Here is a 10,350-nt window from a genome sequence, read left to right on the forward strand (position 1 = left end):
ATATATCCTGGTCATGATCACACCGAAAGGTTAAAATCTTTAATAAAGCCGGATTAGATTTAACCAACCCTATGGATACAAAAGCATTTAGACGTTCACTCCAACAGTCAGACACCTACCACCGCAAAGGCTTCGGTCATCAGGAAGAGGTGGCGGGTGTCATGGACAGCGCCTACCAAAGTAGCTTAATTCAACAAATTAGACAAAATAACTATATCCTGACCCAAGGTAATGTGACCATCCGGTTAGCAGAGGCTTTCGGCTTCTGCTGGGGGGTAGAAAGGGCTGTGGCTATGGCTTACGAGACTCGCCAACACTTCCCGACTGAAAGAATATGGATCACTAATGAAATTATCCATAATCCTTCAGTTAATCAACATTTGCGGGATATGAATGTTGAGTTTATCCCGGTCAATGACTCCCACAAAGATTTTTCGGTGGTGGGTAGTGGTGATGTGGTTATCCTTCCTGCTTTTGGGGCGAGTGTTCAGGAAATGCAAATCCTGAATGATAAGGGGTGTAAAATTATTGATACTACCTGTCCCTGGGTTTCTAAGGTTTGGAATACGGTAGAAAAGCATAAGAAAAAACAGTACACCTCGATTATTCACGGTAAATATAAGCATGAAGAAACTGTGGCTACCAGTTCTTTTGCTGATAAGTATTTGGTGCTGTTGAATTTAGAAGAAGCAGAATATGTGGCTGATTATATCCTTAATGGTGGCAACCGTGAGGAGTTTTTGGCTAAGTTCGCTAATGCTTATTCGGCTAATTTTGACCCGGATCGGGATTTGGAATCTGTCGGTATCGCTAACCAAACTACTATGTTAAAAAGCGAAACTGAACAAATTGGGAAGCTGTTTGAACGCACGATGATGCAAAAATACGGCCCGGCTAATCTCAATGAACATTTCCAAAGTTTCAATACTATCTGTGATGCTACCCAGGAACGTCAAGATGCGATGATTGGGTTATTAGAAGAAAAGCTGGATTTAATGGTAGTGATTGGCGGTTTTAACTCTTCTAATACGACTCACTTGCAAGAGATGGCGATTGAACGGGGTATCCCTTCTTATCATATCGATAGCAGCGATCGCATTCTTGAGGGAAATCAAATTCAACATAAACCCCTTAATAAAGACTTGGAAATGGCGACAAAATGGCTCCCAGAAGGAGAAATTATTGTCGGTGTAACCTCTGGTGCATCCACCCCTGACCGGGTAGTGGAAGAGGCGATTCAAAAAATCTTCGCTCAGAAAGCCTTAGCGGTGGCAGTGTAGTTATTATATCCCCCCTTGGGCATAATTTGCGGATGCTCCGGTAGGTATAAATGCTGTAAATGTTATGCGATCGCCAAACCGGAGTATAATCAAAAAATACATTGTTCTTATCACAATTTGGAGAAAATAAAACCATGACTTTGCGATTAGGTGATACCGTCCCTAACTTTACCCAAGCCTCTTCAGAAGGGGATATTAACTTCTATGATTGGGCTGGGGATAGCTGGGTTGTCCTGTTCTCTCATCCAGCAGACTATACCCCTGTTTGTACCACAGAATTAGGCACTGTTGCTAAACTCAAACCAGAGTTTGATAAACGCAATGTTAAAGTAATCGCCCTCAGTGTGGATGATGCGGACTCCCATAAAGGTTGGATTGGTGATATCAACGAGACTCAGCAAACTAATATTAACTACCCGATTTTAGCTGATAGCGATCGCCAAGTATCGGATCTTTACGATATGATTCACCCCAACGCTAACGCATCTTTAACCGTTCGTACTGTTTTCGTCATTGACTCTAACAAAAAGTTACGCCTGACCCTAACTTATCCCCCTAGTACCGGACGTAATTTTAGCGAAATTTTGCGGGTGATTGACTCCTTACAACTCACCGACAACTACAGTGTGGCTACCCCTGCTGATTGGCAAGATGGGGAAGATTGTGTGATTGTGCCTTCCCTCAAAGATCCGGAAGAACTCCAACAGAAATTTCCCAAAGGTTACAAGGAAATTAAGCCCTATTTACGCATGACTCCTCAACCAAATAAGTAGGATATTTAGCCTTTAAAATATGGGATGAGTGGATAGATTCAAAAGTGCTATAATTTTGAGAATCTCTCATCCCTTAATTGTCACCCCACCTTTGAAAAACCCAACCTTTGAAAAAATTAGCAATGGATATTAAACGTGGCTTTGTAGAAGCTGTGGGAAACACTCCCTTAATCAGATTAAATAGTTTTAGTGATGAGACAGGTTGTGAAATTTTAGGAAAAGCAGAATTTTTAAATCCTGGCGGTTCTGTTAAAGATAGGGCGGCTTTATATATTATCGAAGATGCCGAAAAAAAAGGTTTGCTAAAACCCGGTGGCACAGTGGTAGAAGGTACCGCCGGAAATACAGGTATTGGTCTAGCCCATATTTGTAATGCTAAGGGCTATAAATGCGTCATTGTCATACCTGAAACTCAATCTGTGGAAAAAATGGAAGCCTTGAGAACTTTGGGCGCTGAAGTGCGTGCAGTTCCCGCTGTTCCCTATAAAGACCCTAATAATTATGTGAAATTATCGGGACGTTTGGCGGCGGAAATGGATAATGCAATTTGGGCGAATCAGTTTGATAATTTAGCGAACCGGGAAGCGCATTATCAAACCACTGGACCGGAAATTTGGTCTCAAACTGACGGTAAAATTGATGCTTGGGTGGCGGCTACAGGTACGGGGGGAACCTTTGCGGGGGTGTCTCTGTTTTTGAAGGAAAAAAACCCGAATATTAAAACTGTGGTGGCTGACCCGATGGGTAGTGGTTTATACAGTTATGTGAAAACTGGTGAAATTCAACCCCAGGGAAACTCAATTACTGAGGGAATTGGTAATAGTAGGATTACTGCTAATATGCAGGATGTTCCTATTGATGATGCTATACAAGTTGATGACCAGGAGGCGGTGCGCGTGGTTTATCAGCTCTTAGAAAAAGATGGGTTATTTATGGGAGGGTCTGTTGGTATTAATGTCGGTGCGGCGATCGCATTAGCTAAACAAATGGGACCCGGACATACCATTGTTACTGTGTTATGTGATGGCGGCGGACGTTATCAATCTAAACTCTACAATAAACAATGGTTGGCTGAACGGGGACTATTACCAGTCAGTTAAAATTTACCCTCATCGGGAATCGGATTAGCTAGGGTTTAGGGCTGAATTTCCCATGATTGGGGCTGATTATCGGGGATGTTTAGCAAGTCCTATTCCCTATCTTTCCACAACTCTCAATCAATGTAATTTTGGCGATCGCTATAGTCACCGCTTGGCTGATTTTTGCCCCTTCTGGCGTGAGATTTTCGCCTCTGTAGATACATTTAGGAACCAGTAGGGTTGAGACTCCCGCCGCCTCTAATGCTGCGGCTTCCGCGACGCTGGGGGTGGTGATTTTTTGCTGTACCACCATGGAAGGATTGGGAACCTTGACACCCTGCAATTGTTGGGGTGAAAATGTCTGTAAAATCCAGTGGCGATCGCTACATAATTCTACTAACCCTCCTTCATCAGCCTTTCCCTCTATGGTAGCAATCCCAATGATAGCATCTTCCGCTAATTGATGTTCCTGAAATACCTGTTTAATAGCGGTTTCTATCACGAGTCTGGGGGTGTGACGTTGACAACCTATACCGACCCACAAAACCTTCTGAGACGATGATATTTTTAGCCACAGGTTTGTCATTAATTCACAAAAAGGGTGATTCTATATACCATTACCCTCATTTTAGCAAACTTTTATCTCATGGAAAAAATGATTAAGCGCCTACTACATGACCCACCTCCGTTAAGTGAAACGACGACGAAAACGGCGATCGTGATAATGGAGTTTTTTCCGATTACACTCCCAGCAGAGGGTCTGTAAATTACTCAGGTCATTACTTCCCCCCCTAGCCAATGCAATAATATGGTCAATCGTTAGCCGCGCCTCTTTATTGGTTTTTCCGCAACTTTGACAAGTAAAATTATCTCGTTCATAAACATATTTACGAACAGCCGGAGGGAAAGGAATGCGGGGTGTTTTACTCATGTTTATTTCCTGGTTTGGGGTTTCTATAGCCAACAATCAACGGAGGGGTTAGCTTCAGCCAGATACCAGCATAACCAACCCCTACAAAACTTTTACTCGCTCATCACCGGATTTTTCTCTGTTGGTGTAAACTCAGCATCAAATATTTCTGAGGAAGTCTCCTGCTCATCCTCAATATTATATGATGGTTCTGTATAAGCTGGTTGTTGGTAATTGAAAACCGGATCAAGGTCTGTATCCTTAATAGCTGGTAATTTACCTCGTCCTAAACCCATAGCCACTAAACAATCATTAATCGCTATTACTGAGTCATTATAAGCATCAATTTTCTGCTTAATTTGTTCTTGTAATTTATGATTATCTTCCAGCTTTTCTTCCGCTTCCTGTTCCAAGGTTTTAGCTAAATTAGCTCGTGCCATCTCGTATTGAGAAAAAATCGCCCCAGATTGATGTTTAGCACCCACCTGCAAATTATCATTGAGAGTCAGATTAATCACAGTCCGAAAATGGCGGAGAACTGTTCTTTTAACCTTTTTCTCAAAGTCAATTTTCAGCAGTTGACGAATAGCTGGTTCCGCTTCAACCATCCCTTGATAATCAGCACTATTACAGGCTTCCCGTAACGTTTGACGCAGTTGGAAATGGGGAACTGTTCCCTCTGCATAAAACTCTGGGGTTTCCCGTACATAAGCACCGCATTCGGTCTGAGCCGCACTAATTACAGCATCATGAACTTTACGGTGAAGTTGATTTAACGTAGCATCAATACCGCCATCATTACCCAAAAGACGATATAGATGATGGTAAAAATCAGCTTGATGGACTTGCTCAGTTAACTGTTGGAAAAAGTTAGCCACCAAGGACTCACAGGACTCTACTAGGGTGGCTTTTAAATCATCCGATAAGCTATAAAAAGCCTCCGCTAATATGGCTAATAGAGGAACCACAGCACTATTGGGGTGGTTACTTTGAGCGCGTTTGTAGGCTTCACCCACTGAGAATTTTTGAATCAGTGTATCTAAACGCTCAATCATCTTTCTTTGTAAGTTCCGAAAATCTCGCTCATAAATAGCGTTTTCGTTACTCGCTACAGTGTGATTAAGATGAGCCTTAATATACTGCTCAAATTCATCGCCAATGGTTTTTAAGTCTTGGCTAAGTTGTCGTAATTGTAAATCCTTAATTGCATCGATTTCTTTGGGTTGATTTTCTAAATCCCACCAGTTTTGCAGATAATAAGACCTTAACGAAATGCAGACAGGTCGGAGGTCTTCTGCTAAGGCTTGAAAAAGCTGGGGTCGGCGGTCTTCTGTGAGATAGCGGGTGATATCATCACGAAACTGATCAATCCCACTATCAAGAACTAATTGCTCCATCAAATTGTAGCCGTGAGCATTCAGAATTTGTAGATACTTTTCTTGATGGGTGTCCGCATAACCTATGGCTGGAGTAATGGGAAAGCTACTGCGGGAAAGTTGACCAGAAGTGAAGAAGTAGTTATTAAATTCTACTATAAATTTTGGTGTCTCTTCCGCCTCTGGATTAGAGAGATTACCCTTGGCAAAAATTGAATCTAAACCCCAGCGATCGCTACCATGAGTCTGACGAATTAACTCCCCATAAAACCCTAATAATCCACTGGTTTTATAAACGCGATCGCTACTACTGAATTGAGTATTTAGATGACGGTTTAAACAGTTTTTTAGCTGGTCATCGTACCAAGTCGCATCAATATAATTGAATACATAAAAAACGCGATCGCGAATCCCCGAATTATTCTGAATGCGTTCTAGTAACTGAGTCTCTTCTGAGGTCAGTTCCCCATTAGCTGCTGTTTTAAATACACAGACCACCGCCGAGGTATCAGAATGCTCAATTTTATCATAAGCAATCTGTGTATCTCGTTGGACAGGTGCATCAATTCCCGGAGTATCAATAATTACATTACCATCTTCTAAGAGGGGATGATGGCAGTAATATTCTATCTTTTTAATAACTGCACTATTTTGACTACGACGAGCATATAGGGAGGCTGAATCAACACCATTATCAGCGAGTTCTCCCATAGATAAAATCGTATTATTATGGGCGTTGATTTTATCCCGATTCGCCACAAAACCAGCTAACAATTGTTCCAAGGCTTTCGCTCGTTTGGCGCGCTGATTCCGACTTTCCCCCCCCTCTTGTTCATAGAGTGTTTTCGCCGCTTCCTGGAGTCCTTTCGCTTCCTCTATTTCATGAAGATTCCCAGGAGTTGATAACCCCAATGTTTGACAAAGTTCGTGGACTTGCTCCCGGATTTCTACTTCACTTAAAAAGGTCAGCACTACCTTTTCATCCGATGGAGTAGCAGCATATTCAATGTAGCAAATAGTACCCGTGGCGTGTCCCTGAGCGCTATACAGCAATTCTCGCCCTAACAGAGCGTTAATTAGCATCGATTTTCCTGCACTGAAAGCGCCAGCAAATACAATCTCAAATCTCGGAGAAATCGCCTTTTCTAATGAGGTTCGGACTGCTGATAAATCCTGCGATCGCAAAGATGATTCCTGCAACAATAGCTTAATTACACTATTGACTTGCTGATCCAAATTCTGGCATTGCGGAATATTCACAGACATGATCTGTACCATCCTTTAATATCTTAAAATCGTCCCTGCTAACTACAGCATCACTTTTAGCTATTCCCGAAAAGATTGTGATTTTTTTGGTCTGACAATTACTAGCCACACCAACACTGACTCCCACCATTGGGGAAGCCTGAATCCAGCCACTGTAGTCAGCCAAGACCCTGACACATTATTCTAGGATAAATAGGGGATTGAGTCAACCCCTATAAATAGCAAGTTTTCCCCCTCCTAAGCAGCACCTAATACCTTAATCAGCCATCATCCGTGTTTCTACAGATTGCCATTTATTTAATGCCCAAAAATTATGGGTTAGCCACATTTTAAGGGCGGATAAATGATCTATAAATTTGGGGCAATTTACCCGATTTATTAGAAAGTCAAAAACCGCCCCATCATATAATTAAACCATCACTTTAAATCCAGAATACCCTGAGTTTTAAGTTTAGGGTTAAAGCGGATTTCTTCCTGTAATCCTCGTTTTTCCAAGGCAGATAAAATATTTGCCTCGACTCTTTTGGCGACGGTTTTAAGTAGTTTATCCTTGCCAATTTCATCAAGACTATCAAACTTAGCCACTTCCTCCGAGGTCATTTGTGGCTTGACATCAATAGGTTGATTCCAGCGATCGCTGTGTTCAGCATTACCAGGAGGAACCGAACCATTTTCAGCTATCCAACCATCGCGAATTTCCTCTAGCAGGGTCCGACTAGGGCGATTAATAGTTTGTACTTTCAGCCAATAGCACCCTTCTGGTTCACGCACTAAATGCTGTTTTATGCTTTGGAAAATATCACGAGAATAGCCTACATATTGTAAAATATGTTGTTGATTAAAAATTGCATAAACCCCGATTTTTCCTGATAAAGATTCTGGTAATTTCCCGGAATTATCCAGATAAGCAATAAATTCCAGACCGCTAAGGGGAATCATCTCAGTTGAGGAAGTCATGATTGATTAATTAGGTGCAATGAACAACAATACCACCAGCTAGTTAGCTAGGGCTATAAACAAAGGCATTTAAGCCATTAAACTCGACGATAGATAGCACAGAGGCGACTAGGTTTAAAAATCTTCGCCTGGAACATATAATTAGGCGGAACATTCACAATGATATAATCATCAGAGTGATAATATTCTTCTAATTCCGGTGGCATTCCTTTGGGGGTATTAATGCTGTAGGGGACAGGTTGAAAGAGTAACTCCGTAAATTCTACCCCATTCCCTTCAGTTTGCTGTCGCATTTGGTTGATAAATGTATCACTGGTTAGGAGGCTAAACAGTATGGATTTTGCTTGTGGTTCTAGGGTAAAAGAACCATCAAAATTTTCGATAACTTTTAACTTCATAACTCCCTTTCAAGGCTAGTTGAGCAATCACAGGTAATCTTCCCGTTGTTGACTGTATATTCTAAACCGCTAGGGGGGATATTCCCAAGGGTATAATTGCCCAAAACCTCAAAAATCTGGAGACCGAAAAGAATAATCTCAAAAATAGTGGCTATCTGGCGGACAGTTTGCGTTAGCATAACTCTATAACAGTTTTCTCCAAAATAGCGACAGCCATGCAAACGACAGAACCCTCGCCCCCAACCTCTGAAAATCAGCGAGATTGGCTCAAAATTGCCGAATATGTGTCTGTGGTCGCCTCTGGGGTAGGTTCACTGGTAGCAGCGATTATATTTCGCCCGTTGTTACTGGCGGCGGCTCCTTTAACTGTGGCTGTGGCGTTGAATATCATCAACCGCCAACGGTTTGAGCAGCAAGTGCGACAGAGTACAGATGCAGCGATCGCTGATGTTCGTGCGGTGGTAAAATCCCTTTATGATCAGGTTCAGATGTTACCAGGACCGACAGAGGAAAACAGCGACCTAGATCAAATTACAGAAGTGCTGACGGAATTACAAAGGGTAACTCAGCGTTTAGAACAAAATGCTTTGCGTCATGAGGATTGGGAAGTGATGAATGTTCGGTTTCGGTTAATGGAAAATACCATCAATGATATCAAACAACACCCACCAGCTACCAATTCGGAGCATTTATCCCAACCCTCTGTTTCTCCCGGAAACTTGATTAAACTGGAACAACAACTAGGGATTCTTTACCAGCAGGTCAGGGAACTGCAAAACCATAATCGAGAGATTGTTAAACCCTATTTAAAACGTCTGACTGTCGCGGTCAAAAAACTACAACAAGGTGACAATATACCGAGCTAGTTTAACGGTACTCATCCCCGCAGTCGCCAATAATTTCAAATAGGTTTTTTCCTCGATTGGTGACTTGATGAATTTGCTGCCGATCGCTTTCATCTAGGCTAAAATCAAAAACTCTAGCATTCTCATCAATATGTTGAGAAATGCTTAATCGCGCTCCCACCATGGCTCCCGCTACCGTAGGCTGTTCGAGGATGTAGCGAACCGCCACATTAGCAATACTGACCCCATGGCGATCGCCAATGGATTTTAACACAGTCAGCAACTCTTGAAATAACTTCCAGCCTCCCCAAGCATCAATCATATTTTTATATTTTTTGAGGCTAACAGTTTTTAACATCATAGCCATAGGTTCAGGCTTCCCTAAATACTGTTCCGATAAGAACCCACCACAGAGAACCCCATAGGGAACTAACTTAATATCATGGGTTTGACAGAACTCTACCATAGCCACCAAAGGACGGCGATCGACTAGGGAAAACTGCACCTGATTAGAGACTATTTTAATCCCATTTTCCACAATGACCCGCAAATGTTCAGTATCAAAGTTAGTCAAAGCCAAATGTTTAATTTTCCCCTCGGATTGTAGAATAGTCATCTGTCGCAATGCTTCCAAATAGTTATCATCGCGATAATCCCACCAGTGAAATTGAAGCAAATCCAGACAATCCACATTCATTCTCTTGAGAGAAATATCAATATTTTTCTCAACAATATTGCGAGTCATTTTTTGAGGTCTAGGAACCCATTTAGTAAACGCCTGAATAGTTGATAAGGCTTCCTGACCGCGAGAATTAGCCATTTGTCGCCTAAATTCCCCGATGAAATCTTCCGCCGGTCCATAATGATCCGCCAGATCCCAAGTAGTGTAACCTGCATCATGGTATTGAAACATGGTTTCGATCGCCACCTTGGGGTCAATGCGTCCATGATACCCAGAAACCTGCCACATTCCATTTAAGATACGACAGATATTGAGGTCTTCGGTAAATTGGAATCGAGAAGATGATGTTAACATGGCCAATGAAAGTTCCTTTAAAGGTTTGCTATCCCCCGAATGGGTGAGTTTTATGGAAAAAGTGGGTAATTGCAACAGACCCCTTGCGGTTTCACAATCGAACTGCCATGATGATAACAGAAAGGCACATTACGAGGGTTTCAAAAGGCGAGAAAGTAAGTGTTTATGGGAACACTGCACTTCTGGCCTTTTTTCTTTTTGGGTAATTTTTGGGTAATTCATGGCGATCGCGAAAAAGTGGGTAATTGCAACAGACCCCTTGCGGTTTTACCATGCAACTCCTCTGATAATAACAGAAAGGCACATTACGAGGGTTTCAAAGGGTTGGGAGCATGATTTAATCTCAAATTAGGTTAACATTTTACGGCAATACAGTATAATACCAAGTATGGGTGCGAGACGTTTAGGAGTGAAATAGGGATGCAATGCA

General features: G+C 42.1%; 11 protein-coding genes. 4 read left to right on the forward strand and 7 right to left on the reverse strand.

Annotated features, from left to right (window positions below; translation table 11 throughout):
* Positions 1–71: 71 nt before the first annotated feature.
* The 3 genes from P5683_RS08505 to P5683_RS08515 all read left to right on the forward strand — a co-directional run bounded on the left by P5683_RS08505 (position 72) and on the right by P5683_RS08515 (position 3,153).
* Positions 72–1,280 (forward strand): 4-hydroxy-3-methylbut-2-enyl diphosphate reductase, encoded by a 1,209-nt coding sequence (locus tag P5683_RS08505; protein ID WP_008050315.1) that lies wholly within the window; start codon positions 72–74, stop codon positions 1,278–1,280.
* Between the two features lie 134 nt (positions 1,281–1,414).
* Complete coding sequence (locus tag P5683_RS08510; protein ID WP_187758216.1) at positions 1,415–2,053, forward strand: peroxiredoxin; 639 nt, start codon at positions 1,415–1,417, stop codon at positions 2,051–2,053.
* A 122-nt stretch (positions 2,054–2,175) separates the two neighbouring features.
* Entirely contained in the window at positions 2,176–3,153 is a 978-nt protein-coding gene (locus P5683_RS08515; protein WP_006618942.1) for a cysteine synthase A, read from the forward strand.
* A gap of 79 nt (positions 3,154–3,232) precedes the next feature.
* Here the strand turns inward: P5683_RS08515 and P5683_RS08520 are convergent, their stop codons facing one another.
* From P5683_RS08520 to P5683_RS08545, 6 genes are all read right to left on the reverse strand, one after another.
* The gene (locus P5683_RS08520; RefSeq protein WP_008050316.1) at positions 3,233–3,718 is read right to left on the reverse strand and encodes a cobalamin biosynthesis protein; all 486 of its coding nucleotides are present in this window, start codon (positions 3,716–3,718) and stop codon (positions 3,233–3,235) included.
* 102 nt (positions 3,719–3,820) lie between these two features.
* Positions 3,821–4,063 (reverse strand): HNH endonuclease, encoded by a 243-nt coding sequence (locus P5683_RS08525; RefSeq protein WP_006669063.1) that lies wholly within the window; start codon positions 4,061–4,063, stop codon positions 3,821–3,823.
* 92 nt (positions 4,064–4,155) lie between these two features.
* Positions 4,156–6,684 (reverse strand): dynamin-like GTPase family protein, encoded by a 2,529-nt coding sequence (locus tag P5683_RS08530; protein ID WP_006626086.1) that lies wholly within the window; start codon positions 6,682–6,684, stop codon positions 4,156–4,158.
* Positions 6,685–7,101: 417 nt separating this feature from the next.
* A complete protein-coding gene (locus P5683_RS08535; RefSeq protein ID WP_006626084.1) occupies positions 7,102–7,641 on the reverse strand; it encodes a GIY-YIG nuclease family protein in 540 nt (179 codons plus the stop codon).
* 77 nt (positions 7,642–7,718) lie between these two features.
* Complete coding sequence (locus tag P5683_RS08540) at positions 7,719–8,039, reverse strand: hypothetical protein (RefSeq protein WP_006626083.1); 321 nt, start codon at positions 8,037–8,039, stop codon at positions 7,719–7,721.
* Positions 8,036–8,218, reverse strand: a complete 183-nt coding sequence (locus tag P5683_RS08545; RefSeq protein WP_006626082.1) for a hypothetical protein — start codon at positions 8,216–8,218, stop codon at positions 8,036–8,038. The genes P5683_RS08540 and P5683_RS08545 overlap by 4 nt, the downstream gene beginning before the upstream one ends.
* Positions 8,219–8,254: 36 nt before the next feature.
* Here P5683_RS08545 and P5683_RS08550 point away from each other — a divergent pair, with 36 nt between their 5' ends.
* The gene (locus P5683_RS08550) at positions 8,255–8,905 is read left to right on the forward strand and encodes a hypothetical protein (protein WP_006626081.1); all 651 of its coding nucleotides are present in this window, start codon (positions 8,255–8,257) and stop codon (positions 8,903–8,905) included.
* Between the two features lies 1 nt (position 8,906).
* On the opposite strand, the gene P5683_RS08555 is transcribed toward P5683_RS08550, so the two are convergent.
* On the reverse strand, positions 8,907–9,920 hold the full coding sequence (locus P5683_RS08555) for an aldo/keto reductase (protein WP_006669060.1): 1,014 nt from the start codon (positions 9,918–9,920) through the stop codon (positions 8,907–8,909).
* Positions 9,921–10,350: the final 430 nt, after the last annotated feature.

Origin of the sequence: Limnospira sp. PMC 1279.21 (assembly GCF_032349615.1) — a bacterium.
GTDB lineage: Bacteria > Cyanobacteriota > Cyanobacteriia > Cyanobacteriales > Microcoleaceae > Limnospira > Limnospira fusiformis.